28 protein-coding genes are annotated in these 21,016 nt (G+C 59.9%); 11 read left to right on the forward strand and 17 right to left on the reverse strand.

Annotated elements, in window-relative coordinates:
• A partial coding sequence (gene lepB, locus D6T63_RS18265; protein ID WP_120150761.1) for a signal peptidase I occupies positions 1–374 on the forward strand: 374 nt, incomplete at its 5' end.
• A 343-nt stretch (positions 375–717) separates the two neighbouring features.
• Here the strand turns inward: lepB and D6T63_RS18270 are convergent.
• Positions 718–939 (reverse strand): hypothetical protein, encoded by a 222-nt coding sequence (locus D6T63_RS18270; RefSeq protein ID WP_147394443.1) that lies wholly within the window; start codon positions 937–939, stop codon positions 718–720.
• A 407-nt stretch (positions 940–1,346) separates the two neighbouring features.
• Here D6T63_RS18270 and D6T63_RS18275 point away from each other — a divergent pair, with 407 nt between their 5' ends.
• Positions 1,347–1,928: a recombinase family protein gene (locus D6T63_RS18275; RefSeq protein ID WP_120150765.1), complete on the forward strand. Its 582-nt coding sequence runs from the start codon at positions 1,347–1,349 to the stop codon at positions 1,926–1,928.
• A gap of 233 nt (positions 1,929–2,161) precedes the next feature.
• A complete protein-coding gene (locus tag D6T63_RS18280; RefSeq protein WP_120150766.1) occupies positions 2,162–2,641 on the forward strand; it encodes a DUF7793 family protein in 480 nt (159 codons plus the stop codon).
• Positions 2,642–2,674: 33 nt separating this feature from the next.
• On the opposite strand, the gene D6T63_RS19955 is transcribed toward D6T63_RS18280, so the two are convergent.
• A complete protein-coding gene (locus D6T63_RS19955) occupies positions 2,675–3,697 on the reverse strand; it encodes a BLUF domain-containing protein (protein WP_235830863.1) in 1,023 nt (340 codons plus the stop codon).
• A gap of 312 nt (positions 3,698–4,009) precedes the next feature.
• Here D6T63_RS19955 and D6T63_RS18295 point away from each other — a divergent pair, with 312 nt between their 5' ends.
• The 4 genes from D6T63_RS18295 to D6T63_RS19440 all read left to right on the forward strand — a co-directional run bounded on the left by D6T63_RS18295 (position 4,010) and on the right by D6T63_RS19440 (position 6,926).
• On the forward strand, positions 4,010–5,194 hold the full coding sequence (locus D6T63_RS18295; protein WP_120150767.1) for a hypothetical protein: 1,185 nt from the start codon (positions 4,010–4,012) through the stop codon (positions 5,192–5,194).
• 320 nt (positions 5,195–5,514) lie between these two features.
• A complete protein-coding gene (locus D6T63_RS19075) occupies positions 5,515–5,928 on the forward strand; it encodes a DUF7793 family protein (protein WP_147394444.1) in 414 nt (137 codons plus the stop codon).
• A gap of 247 nt (positions 5,929–6,175) precedes the next feature.
• Positions 6,176–6,325, forward strand: coding sequence for a hypothetical protein (locus tag D6T63_RS19435; RefSeq protein WP_182977116.1), 150 nt, complete (start codon positions 6,176–6,178; stop codon positions 6,323–6,325).
• Between the two features lie 301 nt (positions 6,326–6,626).
• Positions 6,627–6,926, forward strand: a complete 300-nt coding sequence (locus D6T63_RS19440) for a hypothetical protein (RefSeq protein WP_182977117.1) — start codon at positions 6,627–6,629, stop codon at positions 6,924–6,926.
• A 309-nt stretch (positions 6,927–7,235) separates the two neighbouring features.
• Here the strand turns inward: D6T63_RS19440 and D6T63_RS18305 are convergent, their stop codons facing one another.
• From D6T63_RS18305 to D6T63_RS18340, 8 genes are all read right to left on the reverse strand, one after another.
• Positions 7,236–7,898: an ANTAR domain-containing protein gene (locus tag D6T63_RS18305; protein ID WP_120150769.1), complete on the reverse strand. Its 663-nt coding sequence runs from the start codon at positions 7,896–7,898 to the stop codon at positions 7,236–7,238.
• A 631-nt stretch (positions 7,899–8,529) separates the two neighbouring features.
• Positions 8,530–8,871, reverse strand: a complete 342-nt coding sequence (locus D6T63_RS20325) for a SpoIIAA family protein (RefSeq protein ID WP_120150770.1) — start codon at positions 8,869–8,871, stop codon at positions 8,530–8,532.
• Between the two features lie 341 nt (positions 8,872–9,212).
• The gene (locus tag D6T63_RS18315; RefSeq protein WP_120150771.1) at positions 9,213–9,386 is read right to left on the reverse strand and encodes a CsbD family protein; all 174 of its coding nucleotides are present in this window, start codon (positions 9,384–9,386) and stop codon (positions 9,213–9,215) included.
• 110 nt (positions 9,387–9,496) lie between these two features.
• On the reverse strand, positions 9,497–10,117 hold the full coding sequence (gene amaP, locus D6T63_RS18320) for an alkaline shock response membrane anchor protein AmaP (RefSeq protein WP_120150772.1): 621 nt from the start codon (positions 10,115–10,117) through the stop codon (positions 9,497–9,499).
• Between the two features lie 127 nt (positions 10,118–10,244).
• On the reverse strand, positions 10,245–10,811 hold the full coding sequence (locus D6T63_RS20295) for a DUF6286 domain-containing protein (RefSeq protein ID WP_120150773.1): 567 nt from the start codon (positions 10,809–10,811) through the stop codon (positions 10,245–10,247).
• Positions 10,808–11,275: an Asp23/Gls24 family envelope stress response protein gene (locus tag D6T63_RS18330; protein ID WP_120150774.1), complete on the reverse strand. Its 468-nt coding sequence runs from the start codon at positions 11,273–11,275 to the stop codon at positions 10,808–10,810. Before D6T63_RS18330 ends, D6T63_RS20295 begins: the two co-directional genes overlap by 4 nt.
• The gene (locus D6T63_RS18335) at positions 11,272–11,454 is read right to left on the reverse strand and encodes a hypothetical protein (RefSeq protein WP_120150775.1); all 183 of its coding nucleotides are present in this window, start codon (positions 11,452–11,454) and stop codon (positions 11,272–11,274) included. Before D6T63_RS18335 ends, D6T63_RS18330 begins: the two co-directional genes overlap by 4 nt.
• A gap of 270 nt (positions 11,455–11,724) precedes the next feature.
• Complete coding sequence (locus D6T63_RS18340) at positions 11,725–12,246, reverse strand: Asp23/Gls24 family envelope stress response protein (protein ID WP_120150776.1); 522 nt, start codon at positions 12,244–12,246, stop codon at positions 11,725–11,727.
• 785 nt (positions 12,247–13,031) lie between these two features.
• Here D6T63_RS18340 and D6T63_RS18345 point away from each other — a divergent pair.
• Positions 13,032–13,658, forward strand: coding sequence for an RNA polymerase sigma factor (locus tag D6T63_RS18345; protein WP_220725981.1), 627 nt, complete (start codon positions 13,032–13,034; stop codon positions 13,656–13,658).
• On the opposite strand, the gene D6T63_RS19445 is transcribed toward D6T63_RS18345, so the two are convergent.
• The gene (locus tag D6T63_RS19445; RefSeq protein ID WP_182977118.1) at positions 13,655–13,867 is read right to left on the reverse strand and encodes a hypothetical protein; all 213 of its coding nucleotides are present in this window, start codon (positions 13,865–13,867) and stop codon (positions 13,655–13,657) included. The genes D6T63_RS18345 and D6T63_RS19445 overlap by 4 nt on opposite strands.
• 78 nt (positions 13,868–13,945) lie before the next feature.
• Between D6T63_RS19445 and D6T63_RS19450 the strand changes: the two genes are divergently transcribed.
• Positions 13,946–14,275, forward strand: a complete 330-nt coding sequence (locus D6T63_RS19450) for an Asp23/Gls24 family envelope stress response protein (protein WP_182977119.1) — start codon at positions 13,946–13,948, stop codon at positions 14,273–14,275.
• On the forward strand, positions 14,268–14,690 hold the full coding sequence (locus tag D6T63_RS18355) for a hypothetical protein (protein ID WP_120150778.1): 423 nt from the start codon (positions 14,268–14,270) through the stop codon (positions 14,688–14,690). The genes D6T63_RS19450 and D6T63_RS18355 overlap by 8 nt, the downstream gene beginning before the upstream one ends.
• Positions 14,691–14,998: 308 nt before the next feature.
• Here D6T63_RS18355 and D6T63_RS18360 read toward each other — a convergent pair whose 3' ends face one another.
• Entirely contained in the window at positions 14,999–15,799 is an 801-nt protein-coding gene (locus tag D6T63_RS18360) for a sigma-70 family RNA polymerase sigma factor (RefSeq protein WP_120150779.1), read from the reverse strand.
• Positions 15,800–16,030: 231 nt separating this feature from the next.
• Between D6T63_RS18360 and D6T63_RS18365 the strand changes: the two genes are divergently transcribed.
• A complete protein-coding gene (locus tag D6T63_RS18365) occupies positions 16,031–16,825 on the forward strand; it encodes a GAF domain-containing protein (RefSeq protein ID WP_120150780.1) in 795 nt (264 codons plus the stop codon).
• A gap of 178 nt (positions 16,826–17,003) precedes the next feature.
• Here D6T63_RS18365 and D6T63_RS18370 read toward each other — a convergent pair whose 3' ends face one another.
• From D6T63_RS18370 to D6T63_RS18390, 5 genes are all read right to left on the reverse strand, one after another.
• A complete protein-coding gene (locus D6T63_RS18370) occupies positions 17,004–17,756 on the reverse strand; it encodes a GAF and ANTAR domain-containing protein (protein ID WP_235830864.1) in 753 nt (250 codons plus the stop codon).
• Positions 17,757–17,891: 135 nt separating this feature from the next.
• Positions 17,892–18,191 carry a hypothetical protein gene (locus tag D6T63_RS19455; RefSeq protein WP_182977121.1) on the reverse strand — a complete coding sequence of 100 codons (300 nt, stop codon included), beginning with the start codon at positions 18,189–18,191 and terminating at the stop codon, positions 17,892–17,894.
• Positions 18,192–18,294: 103 nt separating this feature from the next.
• Positions 18,295–18,351 (reverse strand): hypothetical protein, encoded by a 57-nt coding sequence (locus D6T63_RS20300; protein ID WP_120150796.1) that lies wholly within the window; start codon positions 18,349–18,351, stop codon positions 18,295–18,297.
• Between the two features lie 619 nt (positions 18,352–18,970).
• A complete protein-coding gene (locus tag D6T63_RS18385) occupies positions 18,971–19,288 on the reverse strand; it encodes a hypothetical protein (protein ID WP_220725983.1) in 318 nt (105 codons plus the stop codon).
• Positions 19,289–19,691: 403 nt separating this feature from the next.
• Complete coding sequence (locus D6T63_RS18390; RefSeq protein ID WP_120150781.1) at positions 19,692–20,948, reverse strand: AI-2E family transporter; 1,257 nt, start codon at positions 20,946–20,948, stop codon at positions 19,692–19,694.
• Between the last annotated feature and the right edge of the window lie 68 nt (positions 20,949–21,016).

A 21,016-nucleotide genomic window follows, 5' to 3' on the forward strand; every position in this document is an offset into this window, starting at 1 on the left:
TGGAACCGACCATCGAATCCGGTGCTGTCGTCCTCCTGTACAAACCGTCCGCCGCTGCGGGCGCGATCCGCAACGGCCTAATCGTTGCGTTCACGAACCCCATGAACGGCCGGACAGCAATCAAGCGGGTCGTCGCGGGGGAGGGGCAGGTGGTTGCCATCCGCGACGCCGAACTGTACGTCGACGGCGTTGCCATACCGGAGCCGTTCATCGACCACAGCCGCATCGACGCAACCTACTTCGGACCCGTGGAGGTGCCACCCGGAAGCATTTTCGTGCTGGGGGACAACCGAGGCGTGTCCATTGATTCAAGAGATTTCGGAACCGTGCCTCTGACCGCGATCCAGGGCACCCTGCTCACAGGCCAAAAATAGGTTCCACACCTTGGACCCGGCGGTCCGAAAACCATCCCACAGCGATTCCCGATCCTCCCGAGACCACGATCGCTGACGGAAACAAATACCCCCGGCAAATATTGACCGGGAGATCCGCCTGCCCGAACCTTCTATACGAAGTCTTGAACTAACCACTGCCGCGCCTATCACTGCAGGTAAGGCTGCCTGCCTTCGCTGTTGCGGCGATCTCAGGAGCTTGACAGATTTGCAACACAATGCGCATAGGCCTACCTTATAAAAACCTTGGAGGTCGAGCCACCGCAACCACCCATATTTCAGCAGGGGCGGGGCACACCTTGGACCTATCGAATCTGTGCTGTGGTCAGTGTGACTTGTGCATGAGGAAGTCATTGGATACCGGCAGACTGTCACTGCTGGCCGTGTTGATGAACATGGCCAGCGTCCTTGCTTCGGCTGGCGTGAGGAAGACATCGAAAGGTTTAGTTTGGCCGGCGACTCGGAGGGTGAGAGTGAAGCCCTCGGCCACGATGCTCGGTCGGGCGGCCCAACTCTCCAGGACCGGTGGGATGTCCAAACCGATCAAGACCGAATGCTCATCCAGGTACCAGAGTGAACCGGCATCGATTACGGCCTTATGTTCGGCGCAGACGTAGGCCTCGCGATAGCAACCTCTGAAGCCCTGACTACCCACCACGAAGGCGGCACCGGGATTCGTACACCGAAGCACTGGACAAGGAAGCATGCCGCTACGGTACTGAGTAAATGTTGGGAAAACCATGCTTGACCCCCACAAAGGAGGGAGGTAGGAACGAGGTGTGTTCTCAACCAACCAGGCATCACCCCTCTTGCCGTGCGGCCTTTGGTGCAGACCTAGCGAGCAATGACGAGTTTCTCAGGGTCACCTTTGGTTCGATGTCGCAGCGCATTTTGCGCGGTTATTGCAGCCCACCAACGCCCTAGAAATAAGCCCGGCATCCTACGAAAAATTCATTGCCGGGATGGGAAGTATTTGAGTACTCCCGGGTCAGCACTTTGGAGCAAAACGCGGATCTGCAGCATGCAGCGCTCATGGCAGCTGGCTGTGATCGGATCTTCGTCGACCACGGGGTGAGCGGCACGATGGCCAGCAGACCGGAGCTCAATAAGCTGCTCGAGCACTTACGGAAGGGGGATGAGGTCGTGGTGTGGAAGCTGGACCGGTTGGGGCGCAACACCCGTAACCTGTTGGCTCTAATTGATGATCTGGAAGGCCGGGGTATGCACTTCCAAAGTGTCACCGAAGGCATCAGCGCCACCGGGTCGATGGGTAGGGCGATGCTGACCGTTATTTCCGCCTTCGCTCAGCTTGAGCGCGATCAACTGGCCGAGCGCACCAGGGCGGGCATGGCAGTGGCCGCAGCAAACGGTCGGAAAGCCGGCCGGCGGGAGGTCACCAGCGACCACGCGAAGGTCAAGCGTGCCCGGGACCTGAAAGCGCAAGGTCTCGCACCCGCTGACATCGGAAAGATCATCGGGGCCAGCCGCGCCACTGTCTACCGCTCCCTGAATATCGAGAGCAGTCAGACCGTCTAACCGAAGGTTCTCCGCGGTCTTTTGTGCCATGCGTTGGTGAGGTCCTGATTGCCGGTCATGCTCAGGGAGAGCGTGAGGTCAAGCTATCAAGGTCTTTCCGTGTGGGAGTTTACGGCAAGGGAGGAGTCTTCCTAGGCTGGGTAATTTCTGTCGGCGCCGCTGGTCTGATGTACACGTCCGGGGTTGGTTGCCGAGAGTGTATAGATCGTTATCGTGTCCGGAGGTTCGTTGTTGTGAGTAACCAGGACAGAGTCGTCCCCGACTTTGACCTCGAGCCAGACTTCATCGTGGAGCGGATTGATCTGTGCGTGATTCGCGTCTCTCCCACGCGCCATGTTGCTGTGACCGAGGAGCACGCGCTTGCCATCCTCGAGCGAAGCTTTCAGCTGACCGGGCACCGCCCGTACGTGATGTTGATAGACATGGGTCTGGTTAACGACGTTTCGCCCACAGCTCGCCGGGTCCTGATGTCAGCCAGACATATCCGGGCTGCTGCGATGCTCGGCCGGACACCCATGGACCGGATGCTGGCCGCCCCGTACGAAGACGCTGTCTACCCGGCAAAGTATTTCACCGACAAGCAGACCGCGGGGCAGTGGCTGAAGCTGATCCATGATCTGGTGTGTGAGGATCCGATCGAGCACACCATCAGTCTGACCGTTGACCTGGAGCCCTTGAAAGCGTGGCCCAGACCTCGACGAACCAGGTACTAAAAGCATCCATGAAAGGTGTTGTTAGGAGGAGGGTCACCGTAGTGGGATGGCGCGGTCCTGGTACCACCGAATGAGCTCGCGGAGCACCCGAATCGTGCTGGCAGGGTTACCGTCGTCTTCGGCATCCGCGAACGTCTGTTCGTATCCGGGCACGTCGTCGGACATGGTCGCGCTGATGGGTTCGTACCCCATGGTCCAGTCCGGGAACTGCCGTTGGTTCCTGGTTTCCTCGATCAGAACTCGTAGACGGGTGTGACGGCGATCGGCGGTGATGATGGCCATGCGGTCGCGGACTGTTCCTTCGGGGCCTTCCAGTATTTGCAGGAAACGACCCTGGCGGTACAGCAGCAATCCCGTTAAGTGCGAGGAATGGTTGGTGCGGCGGCTCACGGTCAGCAGTCCAGCCAGATCCGCTTCGCTGAACGACTGAGTAGCGGCGCTGGAATACACCACGGACAACATTGGCTGCTCGAAAGCAGTGTGGACGTCGGCCGCAGGACCAGGAAGGACCTCGTCACTGTCAACTGGTTCCCAACCACGACGACCACCTTCAAGAACAGCCCCTTTATGAGCATCAAGCTCACTGTCGATGCCGGTATTGGGGCCGGCGTTGGGACTGGTGTTGAGGCCGGTGTCGGGGCCGGCGGCGAGGTGGTCCTGGTTTGTGCTGGCGCTGTAGGGGGCTCGAGGTCCGCGGCAGATATCGTCGATCATCTCGTTGACGGCCTGAGAGATCATGTCTCGCTCGACGGCGGGGAGGCGGATCAGTCCGTGTAGGTACGCGTCAACTTCATACTCATCCACGCCCCCTCCCATGCTCAGATAGTGCAACCACAGTCCTCCCACCGTGATGCCAAAATGCTGCATGGCATTAAAGGTCAAAGCATGTTGGTCATGATCTGCCTGCTCCCGGTGAAACAGGCCATCACCCTGAGGCAGGGAAGCACCACGCTCCTGACCCTGGCTCTGACTCTTGCTATGGCCTTGCCCCTGACCTTGACCGTGGCCTTGATTCGGGTTGTGACTCTGATTTTGATCGTCGAATGGCTCGACCATGCCGTACTGACCCCGCTAACTACTCTTCCTGCGTATCCCCGTCGAATCAACACGTCTACAGTATCGGGCCAGTGCTTCCAACTGGGCAGGGACAAAGTCCTTGAACCACTCTCGTGTTTATGGCACGACTCTCTACGGGCATGCCGATTTGTCCTAGTCTGCCTGGGTGTTCGGGAACGTTGAGGCGAAGTTCGGGTGGTGTTCATGTTGTCCTGAGCAGACGTTTCCGCATGGAAGGCAGGGTCGGTGAGGTGGAGGACTGTCAAACCTGTGGCTGCCTCTGCTTCCACCAAGACCTGAGGACTGCACCTGATGAAAACGAAATCTGCACCACTGGCGACTTGCATCACAGTGGCTGCCGCGTTAAGTGTCGCCGCGCCGGCCAGCGCGGCACCGGCTGACCTGCAAGGACCTCCCGCACACGCCGCTGCACCGTCGGCTATCGCGAATTATCCGTCGACGATTGCTTCCGGGTCCTGGGATGCCGGACATATTCAGGGCATCGCGGTCGATGAGAAGAACGGGTACGTCTACCACTCATTCACCGACATGCTCGTCAAAACCGACCTGGCTGGCAACGTCATCGGAACGGTCGAAGGATTCACCGGACACCTCGGGGACCTGGACTTCAACACCAAAGACGGTCGCGTCTACGGTTCCCTGGAGTACAAGACCGAGGAAGCGTTCTACATCGCGATCTTCGACGTCGACAAGATCACCGAGGTCGGCATGAACGCCGAAGACTCCGGCATTGTCAGCGCCGTGTACCTCGAGGAAGTCGTCGAGGACTTCACCGCCGACATGAACAACGACGGCGTCTTCGACGGCAACATCGGCAACACCGCCGATCACCGGTACGGCTCCAGCGGCATCGACGGTGTTTCCTTCGGGCCTGAGTTCGGGAAGAAGAACGGCAAGCAGCAGCTGATGGTCGCCTACGGTGTGTACCGCAACAACACCCGGACAGACAATGATAACCAGGTACTCCTGCAGTACGACATCTCCGGGTGGAAGAAATACGAACGCCCCCTGACCCAAGCCGACCCGCACACCTCCGGTCCCGCCGACGAGGACGCCAAGTACTTCATCCATACCGGCAACACCCACTACGGGGTGCAAAACCTCGCCTACGACGAGGACGGCAACCTCTGGTACATCGGCGTCTACCGGGGCAGCAAACCCGAATACCCCAACCGGACGCTGTACGTCGTCGACGGAACCGTCGCACCCCAGGAACAACTCATTGAAGGCCAGCTCGCCGACGAGACCGGTCTGGTTGTACCGCTCCTGCAAGCAGGACTGCCACACGAGCCAGGCGGGATCTACGGGTGGGAGTTCAAATCCGACGTCGGTATCGAACCGATCGGCGACGGCTACTTCTACGTCGCCCGCGATTTCGACGACTATTCCAGCGGCCACAAGCAGGAATCAGCCACCCTTGAGCTCTACAAGTGGACCGGTGAAGGCCAGTCCGGATTCGAGAGTGTCGCCCGCTGACATAACAGCAAATCAACAGACGCTTGTCTCATTGAAGGAATGCGTGAGTGCTCACATCCTGCCCAGGGTGTGAGCACTCACGCGTTACAGCGGGAAAGTTGATGAGTTCTCGAGGTCAGGAGCACGGAGACCTATAGAGCCAGGTATGAGCAATACCCGCGGGACGAGCTGCCTACCGCGGACAGCTCTCGCGTGAATAAGGCTGCGGTAGCCCACTGGAGGACGTATTCACCCGAAGCCGGACCAGCAGCTAGTGCCGGGTTGATGGTGTGGGTAGTGTGCACGAAATCAGTGATGCGCATAACGGAGGGGAGGCTGGGATGGTCGTCGAACGAATAGAAGCTTCATGTAAGGCTTTCACTGCCTTGATGCGAGATGAGGTCCTCCGGGTGCACTGGCTGCACGGCACAAGTGTGACTGACACCGACGCAGCAGCCCTTGCAGGACGAATCGACTCTGCATGTGAGGGAGTCTGTCTGCCGATGCTCGTGGAATTCAACGGCATGGTGACCCTCACCCGGGCTGCCCTGCTGCGCTTTGCAAAGACACTGAATATCGCTGCGATGGCCATCGTTGGACCGTCCGCGGTAGACAAGGCCCTCGCCGACTTCTTCGTCGAGGTCCACCACCCTCCGTACCCAACCCGCTACTTCACAGCAACCCACGAAGCGCTGCGATGGCTCACCGAACACCCTTATGCACCTTCAAGCTCACCCACAGATGGACGGCTTTGAGCTCCACCTTTCAGGCTCCAGCCGCCCACAGGTGGATGACCTACCCACAGTTGACGCTTAGAAGTGCCAACCCTCCCGTGCAGGTCTCCCGGATGACACGATTTTCAGCCCACACTGACTGATGCTGCTATCTCTACCAATCCGTCTTTGAATATACCCGGGGAGCGTTGCTCCTCACCGATGGCATGAGCTTGCAGGGCGGCTTCACTAAATTGATCGAGGATGCAGGGAGCGCAGGCTGCGACGCATGACCATCTACGCAGAAGGTAACCCGATTCGGCTTCCGCTCACCGAGTTCTCCGAGCAGTGGGAAATCGACGCGATGGACGCCGCCGCAGAGCTCGAACCCACGGAATCGTATGACCACGAAGCGCCGGCGAACGAACCAACGGACTGACCTCTGACGCAAGGACCCCATGAGCGATGACACGAGCAACGACGGCACTACGAGTGATACGAGTACGAGCGATAGTGATGTGAGCCTTGATAGGGCACGTGGACGCGCTATGGAGATCAGTACGGCGGAGCTGGTCCAAAGATGGCCCTATGAACGGTCCTGACGAGTTAGCACCTACATGTACTGCTTGTGCGGGTGAGGTTGGTCGATGAGATTCATCGTGTTGCTGATGTTCAGGGGCGATTCATCGCGCCACTTGGCTGCCCGTCAGGTTGAGTCCGTAACGTGTGGGGTATGAGCTTTGACCTCACCCTTCGCCCGGTGCACGCCCTGTCCCGTTCTGCTATCAGGGACCACGCTCGGTGGCACAGGAATCGGTGGCACAGGAGAGGTACCGGCAGCGACGGGGCTGCGGCTGCGGGAGGTGATGGCGTTGCAGCAGGCCCTGCACAACGCTCACCTGCCCGCGCATACTGATCGCCTGATCCTGATCGGAAACCTGATCGGACGCACCATCGGGTCCCTTCCGGAGGTTTGGCGTCATGAGCTGCGGCCGCTGCTGCGGTCTTTGACCGCCCTGTCAGCTCAGAACGAGGACTGACCGGCACTTTCCTCGACGAAGCCACCGCCCTGAAGTGTTTCCTACCTTGCGACCAGGTCTCTTGAGCCGACTGGCGGTGGCGATGCACGCTGGGTGATCAGGTGAGAGCCCGCCTTGAACGCGTTCGTTTTTTCCCCTTCACGGGCCGGTTCGAAAGAACCGCTCACTGATGAAAACCGCCGAACTCCCCACATCAATTATTAGATAGTTCCGTACCCGAAGGTTGGACGACTATCTTCCTCGGTCACATTCGAAGCAACCCTCGCCAGCAAGCCTCCTACATAAGGCTTGGCGGTAAGGGGACGAGGGTCAGAGTCCTCTAAAGAGGTCCAGGAGTGCTTTGTCGCGTGGTTGGTGTCTGTCCTGGCCAGTGAGGGTCAGGGCGCGGTCGATGATTTTCTGTGAGATGACGACGACTTTGCGGTTGGTGCATTGGCTGTAGGAGCTGATCCGGTCGAAGGCTTCTGTCGCATTGAGTCCTGTGCGTCCCATGAGGATGCCTTTGGCTTGCTCTATCACGGCCCGGCTAAGCGCGGACGCGGCGACGGCTTCGTTGGCAAGCTTGTGTGTGTCCGCGTGGATGGAGTTAGTGAGATCGACGACCAGCGCCCACACTCCGACCGGTTCGTCCTCGTGGAGGAGGAGGTCCGCGCAGACGAGGAGTTTGTGGGTGCGCCCGGTGAGGTCGAGGAGGGATGCGTACACCGATGAGGGTCCGCCGGTGGTGGTGACCTTGGTCCAGAACGCCCGGACCGCATCCCGGTCCGCGGGATCGAAGTGGGACATGCCCAATTCAAGGGTGGGAACGATATCGCCGCGTTCGTACCCATGGATCCGGTACAGCTCATCCGACCAGGTGTAGGAATCGTCAGCGAAGTAATGCTCGACAGTGCCGGTCGGACAATCAATGAAGTACTCGACACTGGACACGACCCCGGACAAGGAAACGGACGGTTCAACGGGGGAGGGCATGATGAAGCCATTCGACGTACTCGGATCCGGGCCAGCGTCTTAACCCGAACCTCAAAACAGCAGACTAACAAAACACACCAAACCGGCGGCAACTATGACCGCAACTGTGTCCACGACGGAGTCGACGAACGGCTACGGGCAACCCAGTGTGCCGGCACGTCCGCGAGTCCTGTTCAGACAGTGGAGGGGGCTGGTGCAGAGGTAGGGATGGAGGAGAGGCAGGGGCAGGGGCCGGGTTGATGCACCGAAAACACCGGCCCCTGCCCGAGAGGCTTAAGTATCGGCCGGCTGCTTGACCGACTACTAAGCCTACTGACCAGTTGATCATGGTATGGGAGGGGAAGGTCAAGACTTGAAGGCAATGTACTTCGTTCCGCTGGCAGGAATTCAAAGCTCTTCAGTCGTTCAGATGCTGCGTGAGAACGCCGGCTATGCTCTCTGTCGTTGATGAGGTGTATTCCGCCAGTTGGCGTACAGAACGGTTGAGTCCCGGCAGAACCTGAGGTGCGTCTATATCGGTGAAGCCGGTCCGCAACTTTTCCAGGCACCGCACCGAACTGCAGGATCGGTTCAAGCGTCATTAGGCTGCAGAGACCCTCCTCGCGGGAAGGTAGGCGCCTGATGGGCCGTGTTACCCGCGGCGGAACAGCCAGTCGAGCGCGATCGGTTCTGATGTGAAGTAACGGGTCGGGGTAGGAGCCCGGTAGGAGAAAGCCGCGAGCATTTCATCCATCGGGCGTTCCCCAACAACTGCGACCCTCGAAAAACCCCGGTACGCGATCATTCCTGCTCGGGCCCCGATGGACACAGAGGCTATACCGGTGATGTGCACGAGCAGGGGCGCAGGTCTTGGCCCTGGCAGCGTCGACAGAGCTAATGCTGCTTCCACCGCATCTGCGTACGTGATGCGAGCTCCCGGAAGCCATCGCAGGCGGAGGAAGCCCTTCTCATAGGAGGTTTCAAACAAGCTCACTCTGCCTCCTCATCCCGAACGATGTGCCGCACTGTCCCACCTGATGAGAGAACATCCGATTGTGTAGTTGTGATGAAGCCTGCCCTTTCAGGTAAAGCGCTTTCTTTGGTGTGGCTGCTTTGCCTGGTCTGGGCTGACGAGTTTTAACCTAGCTCAATCCGTCTTGGGAAGAAGCGAGTTCTAAACGGACTCGATACGCTTCCTGCTTGAAGTTGATGGCAGCGCGATCGTGGATCCGAGAAGGCTAACCCCGGCACTACCATGTTCTCGAATGAGATCGGGTGGTGCCGGGGCTCTTTGGTCCTGACTGGGCGGTTAGGGCGCCGCCACAAGGGGGCGCTTTACTTTTTGAAGGCGTCCTTGATGTTTTCGCCGGCTCCCTTGAGGCTGGCCTTGGACTGGTCGGCTTGTCCTTCAGCTTTCAGGCTCTCGTCATTAGTGGCGTTGCCGTGGCCTTCCTTGACCTTGCCAGCCAGCTTCTCGGCTGCGTTCTTGATCTTGTCGTCCAAACCCATGGCGATCTCCTTCTCTTTAGTGATCGTGCAACCGGTTGGTCACCCGAATCCTAATAATGCTCATAGCTAGTCCCGACCGTACGCACCTCAAGTAGGTGTCTTGGCGGCCGTTACAGGACTGCGGTTTTGTCGCGACTCCGACGGTTGGTCACATTCACGAGGACCGCGGTTTTGCGTAGCGGTGTTTCCAGTGCGGTCTCGAGGTTCGGGGTGACTGTTGCATGGATCTGATCAATGATGCTGCGCACATCGGCTCGCGGGTCGACTTTCACGTCGAGGTTCAGCTCCGGCTGGGATGCGCTCCCTCGTAGCAGGGCTGTTGCCGTGTTCACGCCGGAGATGCGTTGAACGTCGGCTTCGACTGCGTCGGATATGACGTGTGGTTCGCAGTTCGTCTGCCCGTCCACGGCATCGTCGGTGTGCAGGCGGAAGGTGCGGGCCTGATTACGTTTGGGTACCTGCGCGAGCAGCCACCCCAAGGCCAGAAGACCGACGAGGACACCAAGGGCAGCGACGATCACTGCGGCAAGAGGTGTCGCGAAGATGTCCTGGAAGCCTCCGGGTAGGGCCCGATCGCTGGGGTCCGCGGGTTGCACACCAACGCCTGTTGCTGCAGCGATGCCGAGCGCAGCCCCGGATGCCAGCAAGATGCAGGAGATACCAAGGAGCAAGGACACCAGACCGATGATGGCCAACCACGTCCGGTTGAGCTTGCCTGCGGTTTCCCTCATCGGACAGTCCTTTCATACAGTGCGGTCGATGCGTGGCACCCAAGGGTCAGCATGCTCGGTGCTTGCGTCTGTTCTGATGCGCCGGGCCGGACGCAGGCCTGCCCAGGGGCTGGTTGTGGTGCGTGGGTCATGGGGTGGTCCTGACCCGTACCGTGACCCGCGGTGCTGGGTCGACGCCGATCTGGTCGAACTTTCGTTCCAGGGAGCTTTGCAGCTTCCCTTTGAGCTCGGGCGCATCGTGCAAGGGGGTCCGCACATCGGCTGTGACTTTCCGGGCTGTCGCGGAGACGGACGCGGAATCAACCCCGTCAGCCTGGTCAAGGTGCGTACTGGCTATTTTCGCCAGCCCGCGGCGGCTTATGACCGTCTCAGAGGAGCGTGAATCGGCTCCCTCAGGGTCACGCAACCGTAGGGTTGTATGTTTGCCGGGCAGGATAGCGGCCAAAAACAGGATCAATCCCACGACAGTGAGGATCACCGCAGCCGTCCATACGGCAGGGCTTGCCCAGGTGAGAGCTGAGAGCGATTGACGGATGGGTGCCAGGAAGCTCGGCCACACACCGTTGATCAGCCGGCTGATGCCAATCCACGCTCCCGTGACCGCCAAAGCCAGCAGGATCAGGGAGGTGATGGTCGCCGGGACGGTGCGGCTGGAGCGCCGGCGAAGCGGTTGCGAACGTGCACTCGGGCTCATAGGAGCTCCCTTCGACCATTAGTGTTCGTATCGCCGGTCTTTGTGTCACTGACCAGGGCATCGACGTCGATGTCGACCTGCCGCACGTCTATTCCGCACCGCGCGCTGACTTGGGTGCGGATCTGCTCGCTCAAGCGCTCCGTCGTGGCCCGTAAGGGTGCCGGGTACCGAATCCCGGCGCGCACATGGATGGACGCAGTCAGGCCATGGAGCTCGACCTTCACCCTGGGGCGGGTGTCTTCATCATCGTGGGCACCGATGCCAAGGAAACCGCCCGCGGTCCCGTGAACTCCAGGAGTCTCCAGAGCGACCTGACCGGCGATCTTCTCGATCGCTTTCTCCGAAATAGTCAGCCGACCACGATCAGCTGCATCAACTGCGTCAGCTGACAGAGGTGGATGCAGGGATGACTGCGGTGTTATCTGGTGTGGTGGCTGTGGCGGGAGTTGGGGTGGTGATGTCATCGGCGGGTACTTGAACGTCCGGTCAGGGCGCCCAAATCGATTTTGCCGTCGATGACACGGGCGACGAGGAGTCCGAGGGCGCCAAATACGGCGACAGTCAGGAACTCCCCGAATCCGCCGAACGCGGCGGCCCATCCCAGGACGAGACCGGCCAACAGGCCCATAGCTGTCGTACTCATAATAGGTGCCTTTCATAGAACAAACGTAGGAACAACGGGTACGGATAAAACTGGTCGAAACGAGTGTTGGGAGCGTGTGGGTGAGAGGGGCCCGCTGCTGAGGCTGATCGGGAAACTCCCCACCAGCCTCAACAAACACGCTGTGCCTTGCCTCTCCTTGGATAACCTCACGTACATCCAGAGGGCATCCGTGGGCCCTGGCAGTCAGTGCCGGGTGTATAGCCGGGTGCATATAGGGAGAAGGCGCCCGGATGGTGCGAAGCGAAGGTGTTACTGGAGTTCGCTGCGACCGGGATCGTTGGTTTCCTTCTGGTCGTCCTCGGGCAGGTGCACGTCGGTGACGTTGATGTTCACTTCGATGACCTCGAGGCCGGTTGCTTCCTGGACGGACTCGATGACGTTGCGGCGGATCATCTTGCTGATATCAACGATCGATGCGCCGTACTCCACGACGATCGTCAGGTCGACTGCGGTCTGGCGTTCGCCCTTTTCGACGCTGACGCCGCCGCTGACGTTGGTCTGCGACCCTGGGATCCGCCCGGAAAGGCTGCTGAACGCCCGATGTCCCGCACTGCCCATTGCATACACGCCTGGTACTTCGCGGGTAGCGATGCCGGCGATTTTCTGGACCACGGTCTCGGCGATGGTGGTGTTGCCCTGCTCGGTCTGCAGCGGACCCACCGGGCGGATCTGCTCTACGGCCGTGGACTGCTGGGCTGCCTGACGCTTTTGCTCCTCACCGGTAGCTGGGACGGCGGCCGCGTGGGAAGCTGTGCTGCTGAAATCTGCCATGTGAGTGCTATCTCCTCATAAGAATTTGGTTGCGTACACAGGTAAAGACGCTGCGCAGCCGCAATCGTCACGCCATAGTCGCAACTATTTTCATGACACCGTTCCGCGCGGCACAGAAAGCCCTGCCCTCGGGGCGTTGTTCGGCGGTCTTCAAACCCTCCCGGTGTGAGTCCTGCTCGTGCGGCGGCTTACAGGGTGACTTGCGCAATGCCCCTCCCGATCGGGTCCCAGCCGACGCCGGCATGGGGTGTTTATGAAGGGCTTCGACGGCAGAGGAGCAGACTCGCCTAGGCTAACTGCAGATCTCAGCCGCAACACTTCCAGAAGTTCAGTGCTCGGTTTGGAGCTAGTAGCTTGGAAGATTCAGACAAAAGGAGAGGGACCGAGTGGATCAGGCAGAGCCCAACGACGGGCCCCGATCTCGCATGTCTACTCCTGGTGATGAGTCCGCACGCACCGGCGCTTCTGGGGCTACCGGTACCAAAACGGACGTCGATCATGTACTGCCGGCCCTTGCCTCAAAGGATCCGGACAAGTCCAACACCAAGCACGAAGCAGGCAGCGGCGGTGCCGGTCGGGACGGTGGCGGGGAACTGCTGGGTCCGGGGCTGGAGGATCTTCCCGTACCTGCATCTGGTACGCCGGGGTCGTTGATCGGGTCCACGCCCGCGACCAGGGATAGTGTTCCGTCTAACCCAACAAATCCCACCGCTTCCACAGTCCCAATGATGGAGGCTGAAGGTTCCCCGAAGGCCGGAGCCCGCGGCTGGCAGGGAGGCCGGGGGGTGTCCCTGGATGACCTGGACGAGCTGACAATCGTCGCGCGCGCCCAAGACGGAGACCTGGAAGCCTTCAACTGGCTCATCACCGCCTACCAAGGAGGCGTGTATCGGCTGTGTCTGAGAATGCTCAACGATCGGACCGAGGCCGAGGACATCGTGCAGGAAACGTTCATTACCGCGTGGCGGAGCCTGCCGAACCTCACTGTGCCCCAAGCATTCATCCCATGGCTGTACCGCACAGCGACCAACAAGTGCCTGGACGAATTACGACGCCGTCAACGCCGGCCCTCCGATCCGATTGCGGACCTTGACGCAGAAGAACTGTCCATGCCGTCTTCAGGGCAGGCCGGGGGAGGGGCCGGTCTGGGGAGACGAGACTCGGTTGGTGGTGGGGCTGGCCTTGCCGTGGATCCTGCGCAGGAGGTCGAGAACCGGGCGCAGATACGAGCGCTGGCCGACCTTCTGCAATCCGTGCAACCGGGACTTCGGGCATGCTGGTTGCTGCGCGAGGTCCACGGCTTTTCCTATGGTGAGATTGCTGCGATTGTGCAGCTTCCCGAAAGTACAGTGCGTGGGCGCATAGCCCGGGCGAAACGATCGTTGGCAGAAGGGATGGAACCATGGCGCTAAATGAAGAACGTGTTCAGGGCGACCGTCCGCGTCTTGGCTGCGGCCGGGATCTTGATGAGCTGTGGGCATCCATCGATGATGCCCCCACAGCCCACGAGCTCATCTGCGAGGACTGCCGTCACGCCCGGTCCGCCCTCCAGCACCTGGCTTCCGTGACGGAGTCGATGCGTGAACGCGACCGCGAGGACCCAGACCTGCAACCAGGACAACGCGTCAGGGAAGCGATCATGATGGTCGCCCGGGCAGAAATACGTAGGGGCCGACGCGCACCACTAACGACGACACCCTTGGGAACGATCGACATCAGCGAACAAGCCCTGACGTCCCTGATCCGCTTCGCGGCCTCGACCCTGCCCGGAGTCCATGCACGCCGCTGCACTGTTAGCACCGTCAGCACTGACGTCACGGCCAGCTCCCAGGGCTTCAAAATCGCTGCAACAGATCCCGTCGACGTCGACGACGTCCGGATCACCCTTCAGGTCGCGCTAGCGTCCACGGTGAAGATCCCGGCCACGATGGTCCTGCTTCGGGAACGCGTCGGAACCGTCGTTCAGGCTCAAACATCGATCACCATGAAGCAGATCAACATTGTTGTGGAGGACCTTTACGATGTCTGAGAAGCCCACCGAAACCCGCGTCGTCGATCTTGATCTCATCGCTGGCACTCTTCGAGCCGCCTTACTGGCCGAGCCCGGGCTGTTACGCCTGGAACCCACGATCCGCAGCACCCTCACACGACTGAAAGTCTCCTCGTCCAAAGCATTTCACCAGCGTCTCAGGCCTGCCAACGCCGACCCAACTGTTGCAAGCAGCGATGGGCTGATCCTTACCCTGACCGACGGGGTGCTCAACATGCAGATCGACATCGCCACCGACATCAGTCACCAAGCCTTGAACGTGGCCGAGAAGCTTCAGGTAGTAGCTGCGAAAGTCACCGAGCAAAGCGGCCTCACCATAGGAAAGATCGACCTCACCATCCTGTCCATCGAAGGTGCCGCCGAACGCACTGAAAACCCATCACCTATTCCGTAGACAGCTACGCACATCTTCCTACCCCCGACAGCCAGCTGAGTTGGAGTCTGAGCACCGCTCAATCAGCGAGCAGCGCACCCTCAGCAACAGGAGGCACACAGGGCAACCAAACGCCCAAAACCCGCGGCTTGGTGAAGGATGGTGCATCGGGGAGTCACCACTCCTACGGTGATTGCGGTCCTCGTATGTTGTCTTGCTGATGTGTCATACGCAGACTCTCTTCACGAAGAGATAGGCAGGTTTTCGATGAGCCTGAGGTGCTTAGTCTGGGTATTACGTTGCGGGGCGGGTGCTGACCGGGTAGTTGGTTACGGTGACGGCCTTTGCTCACGGAGGCAAGTGGCTATCTTGCGCATACCGTCGCGGATGCGGCTTTTCACGGTCGGCACGGGTATGCCGATGTGTTGAGCAATTTCGGTGTAGGTGAGGCCGGTGTAGAACGCTAGCCGTATCGCTTGGTCCTGCAGGGGGGAGAGGACGTTAAGACACCTGGTGATTTTGGCGGCGTCGAGCCGGTTCAGGACTGTTTCCGCAACGGTGTCGTAGGCCGGCTGCTGGTTCTTGATGCCGTAGCAAATGTCCCGTACCAGCCTTGATTGTTCGGAGCGGACCTTGTCGACTGCTTTGCGGTGAGCGATGGTCAGGATCCAGGTCAGAGCGGAGCCCTTGCCCGGGTCGAACCGTGACGGCCCGCCCTGCCACAAGGCCAGGAACACTTCCTGTGTTGTCTCGGCGCTCATCTCCTCATTGAGAAGGACTCTCCGTACGAGTCCATGCACCCTCTGATTACAGGACCTATACAACTCCTCGAAGGCCACTTCGTCTCGCTGTCCGACAGCCAATAACAACACTGCAAGTCGCTCAGGAGCAGACGATCTATCCCTAGCTTGAGCAAGAAGGGAACAGGCAGGGGGCGCGGTGGACAAAATCGTGCCAAAACCAGCCTCACCGTCAGCATCGAAAGCAGCATCGGAGCTCACGTCAACAGCAGCGCCGAGGGCAGTGTCGGAGTCAGTGTCGGAGGGAGTGTGGGGATTGGCCGAGGCGTCGTTGTTGCCGACGCCCGGGTTGGCTGGGGGTGGCATACGAGCAGCCGCCTTCATGGACATGTAGTACGCGATGGGCGAGGAGTGCGGTGTGTGGTCAAGATTCTTTTGTCACTGTAGTGGCCGGGAAAGTTTAGTTTCCGCCCTTTACAAGCACCTTTTGGGCATTGTCACCGGGGGTGCAAATGGGGCAACCTAGAATGGCGTTAAGGACCACACCTCACGGCTTGGGGCAGGGCTGTCGACACGGGAGTTTCAACGATGAGCGCACAGCCACAAGTACAGGTGCAACAGATGAGAGAGGTCCTGTCAGTGACAGGGCTGGCTCTTGAGGACGTCTGGATCAGCTACTACGGCATGGGCGGCTTGGTCTCCCGCTTCGAGCTCGAGGCGTACCTGGCAGGATTACTGGTGCTGGGGGAAGAGCAGTGCGACATCCTCGCCGATGCGACGAACGATCTCCTGTCCGAGGTCGGCGCGAAGGATCGAATCCGGCGCTGCTCGGATGACAGTGCCGCGGAATCGGCTGTGGATTCCCGGCGTGAGCTCGGCGCGGCAGGAGCTTTCCTGTTCACGCCAGAGGAGCAGGAACAGGAACGCCTGGACGCAGTGACCCGCACCCAGCTGCTGGACACAGACCATGAGGAGCGATTCGACCGGATCACCCAGGAAGCGAAGGACTACTTCGAGGTCAGCTCCGCGATCGTCACGCTGATCGATGACCGCCGTCAGTTCCTCAAATCCGTGATCGGGCCAATCCAGCAGGACATGCCGCGGGAGATCTCCTTTTGCAATGCCACGATCCGCAATGCCGGTCCGCTGATCGTGCGGGACGCGCTGGAGGATGAACGATTCAGTCAGAATCCGTTGGTCTTGGGTGAGCCCCACATCCGTTTCTACGCCGGGTACCCGCTGCGCGGACCGGGCGGGTGGACCATCGGGACCCTGTGTGTGATCGACCAGCAACCACGCGAGTATTCCATGCGAGACGGCCGGAAACTGCGAACACTTGCTCGCAGGGTCGAGGACGAAATCAACGGCCCAGGACCACTACCCGACTCTGAAAGCCAAGCGGTCCCAGAGCAGTAGCTGAGCCTTAACCCGAGGGGTCCTGGAGCAGGATGCCAACGACCAATCACTGCGGTTCGGCTCTTCCCTTATCACCTGCAGGGCATTCAGATGGGTTCCCATTAATCAGGCATAAGACCCTAGGCGGCGGGAGATTGGTTGCCGGGTGGTTGCGAGTCGGTGGAGGCTTTGGTGGGGTTTAGTCGAAGTGTGTGCTGACCGTACCTGTCTGGCCGAGGGACGTTAGAAGGTCCTCGGCGAGGTCGCGCAGTTTAGTGTTGCGGCCCTGGCTGGCGGTACGCAGGATCGCTATTGCTTCGGCCTGGCTGCACCGGTTCTGACCCATGATGGCCCCGACCGCAAGATCGATGACCGTCCGGGACTCCATCGCGGTTTTCATGTGCTCGGACTTGTCGTTGAGGGTCGCGATCCGCACCGCCAGGCGCAGGGACTTGGAGGCATCGCGGGCGATGCCCTCGGCGACGGCGATACTCATGCTCGTAAACGCATAAGGTTCGGTCGCGTAGAAGTCCAAACCCGCGCTGGCGCCGGCTTCCAGACGAATCGGGATGCCCAGGGCGGAGCGGATGCCGTGGCCGGCAATAGCTTCCCGATACTGGGGGAACCGGGACTCGGTGAGAAAGTCAGGGATGTGTATCGTTTCGCCTTCACGGGCAGCCCGAAGACATGGGCCGTCGTCGAACCCGTACTGCACTTCATCCATCAGCCGGGCCTCCTCGCTGCTGCTGGCCACCGAAGCCATCGACCTCGGACGGAGCAGGGTGACCCCGCAGAACACCTCGCCGCACGCACTGGTGAAAGCCGCCGACGCAACAGTCACCAGGCCGTCGAGGAATTCCTGGACGTGGTCGCTGGCGAGCACCATGTCCTGCAAGAGAGCCATCGATGCGTTTTCGGCCGCATCCGCGGCAAGTTCCATCTCATTGGGCACGGCAATCATTCCTTAGCGACTCCTTGAAGGAGTCATCGCAACACGGGCACCCCGACATTGAGACCGGAATCAAAGAAATTTATGAGAGGGCTCCCCCGCAATGGCCAGGGCAACCCTCGACCGCCCTCTGAAGCCCTAGACAGCTATGTCGGTGCTCGTGCCCTCTGGATCAGGGTTCGGATCAGAATTCGAGGACCGTGCCGGGAGGTGTGCTGGTTTTGTAGTGTCGAGGGCGATGTTAGCGGCGTCGCGCCGGTCGAGTTCCTCGGTCACTTCTTCGTTGCGGAATTCTGTTTCCGGGTCAGCTTCACCGTCGTGCACGTACTCAAAGGTCAGCTCGCGCTGGATTTTGCTGTTGACGACCTCGACCTGGGGGAGGTCCAGCGATGTCAGATCCTCGGGAAATGGTTCGGACGGAGGAAGCCTGGTCTTCATGGAGAGCGCCTGTCGACGAAAAAAGCACGATGAAGCTGAAGGCCCTCTACTGAACCGCCGCTGACGATGCCAGCAAGCCTGATCCTACTCCCGCGCTCACTGGTTACTCGCCACAGTAGGAATTCAAGAAGCATCCCGCGCATAACGGTGACTGAGGCAATCAATTCGGTAATCTAAGAGCACTCCACTCGGCAATACCGTTCGCACTTCAGGCGCAGCGTTTGTCCTGTTGGTCAACAAGTCCGTGACGGGGTTACTTTCGAAGCACCTGAAGCACCTGAAGCACCTGATCACGGGTCATAAATGAGAGGAGTCACTATGGAGAAAACAGCACCAAGATTCGACGGCGGTCGGCAAGGGAAGCTTCCAACGGAGGAGACGAGCTTCACCGCTACAGCCGGTTCCGGGGCAGCAGTCACCGGCGACGAAACGTTACTGGGCGAGCCGATACGTGTCGGCCTATTTCACGACCCCTTGGATGCATCCGCGTCCCGGTCCTTGCCCACCAGCGCCTTCCAGGTTGATTCGCGGGGTTACAAGCGGTAGCACCAGGAATTGGTAGCCGTGCCAACCCAAACTCAACTGCCACCCGCAGGACATCCTGATGACGGCGGATTCCTGACATTGAACGCTGAACGGCAGGGGTCGGGTCGACTGATGAAATGAGCTTTGTTCAGTTCTGACGTCACCCGTGCATATGACGGTTCCTAAGAGCAGCAGAAAATGCGTGATCCCCGTACCGGGGCTATTGCGCCAGTACGGGGATCATCGAAAGCGTGTTATGCGCTGTAGTGTTCGCGGCTTCCGGACTTGGCCAGCCCACGGGAAACCATGTAACCAATCGTCAGGTAGGTGATCAGCTGCATGGCGTCACGGCCGTCGAAGATGTCATCGCCGCCGCCGTCGCCGTTACCCACCATCACCGCGGTGACGATCGTTGCGAGAACCATGGCTACGTAGGCGAAGAATTCGGTGGTCTTCGTCGAGGCCTTCGTCTCGGTCGAACGACGGGTCTCCACGCTGTGATCGCCGGCGCGATTGCTGTTGCCGCCGTTGTTGTTGTTGTTGCCGTTGTTGTTACCGCTGTTGTTGGTCATGGGGCATCTCCTAGAGAACTGTGAGGGAGGAAAAACTTGATGGACGCAGCACCAGTTAGGCGCACTGGTCATGCGCACTGGTTAGGCGGAGTCCGGGGGGAGAAAGGGCACGGGGCCGCAGTTTGCTCCACGACGTGCTCTACGAAGAGACTCTACGGTTCAGAACCATCATTAGCAAGCAGGCTTACTAATGATGGGACGCGGCGAAATAGCGAGGTGACCGGCAGTAGCTCTACGAGTCTCTGTTGAAGAAAGCACATCGTGCGGTAGGAGGAACGTCAGAACCTATCCTTGGATGTGACTGTCACCAGATGACTGGTGACAGGTGCTTAGTGCTCTGGTGGCGGGGAGTCGGCCGCCGAAGCAGACGTCTGAACGTGGGGATCTGGGTGGAGCCCGTTATTCATCGTTGTTCGCGTGATGCTGTGCCTGGCCGGTCGGTGCCGTCAGATTTGTCGGCTGTTGTGCTTGGTGTCGGCAGTTGGGGTATTTCCCCGTCGGGGAGGGTGCTGACGCCGTGTCCGCTCTCATCGAGGAGTGTCTCGAATTCGGCTTGTTCGATGGTGCCGGCACTGATCTGGTCGTCATCTTGTCCGTTCCAGGCTTTGATCGCCGCCCATGTGACTGCTGTCAGCGGCACGGAAAGGATGGCCCCGATGATGCCTGCAACGATGGTGCCGGCGGTCAGGGCGATCAGGATGACAAGTGGATGCACGCTGAGGGTCCGTCCCATGACGACGGGTTGCAGGAAGTTACCCTCGAGCTGATTGACCACGATGACGACGATGATCACGATCAGGGCTGCGATGGGTCCGTTGGCGACAAGAGCAATCAGTGCTGCGAGGACTCCTGCGAGGGTGGCTCCCACCAGGGGAATGAAAGCTCCCACGAAAACGACTGCGGTCAGGGGCAGGGCCAAGGGCACATTGAGGATGATCAGTGCCAGACCGATGAACACTGCGTCGACCAGCGCCACGATCGCCGTGCCGCGGACGTAACCGCCGAGCACGGCCAGACTGTCGTGCCCGACGAGCCGGACTTTGACCAGTCGGGGTCCCTTGAAGGCGCGTAGCACGAACGCCCAGATCTTTTCACCGTCCTTGAGGAAGAAGAACAAGATGACTGCCATCAAAAGCGCACCCGTGAGGAAGTTCCCGATGACACTGATGCCGGTTACCGCACTTGCACCCGCGGTGCTGCTGGTGGCGAAGTCGACAGCAGCGCCGCGCAGCTGCTGGATCCGCGCATCATCGATAGGCAGAGGACCGCTTTGCAGGAAAACGTAGACCTGATCGAAGCCTTCGATGGCTTGCCGGGCCAGTTCACCGGCTTGCCCGATGACGGCGACGACTATCGCCGTGACCATTCCGGCGAAAGCGGTCAGGAGCAGGAAGAAGGAAAACCCGGTCGCGGCAGCGCTCGGCCAACCTTTTTTGCGCAGCCAGATGACGAGCGGACCGACTGCCGCGGCGAGGATCAGAGCCAACAGCAGCGGAATGATCACGAGCTGCACCTGTGCCAGCGCCCGTACTATCACCACGCCCAGGGCCAACAGCACCAAAACCTGGATGGCCCGGACGCTGCAACGACCCAGAGAATCAGCCCACGGGCTCTGCAGCGGAACAGGAACCTGTCGTATGCGCGCGCTGGTATGGCTCATGGTGCTGAATCTTCCTGATCGTCATGGCACTACAAGGACAAACACCCACACCCGACCACACTCGACCG

This window comes from Arthrobacter cheniae (genome assembly GCF_003602275.1).
In the GTDB taxonomy this organism is placed as follows: Bacteria; Actinomycetota; Actinomycetes; order Actinomycetales; family Micrococcaceae; genus Arthrobacter_D; species Arthrobacter_D cheniae.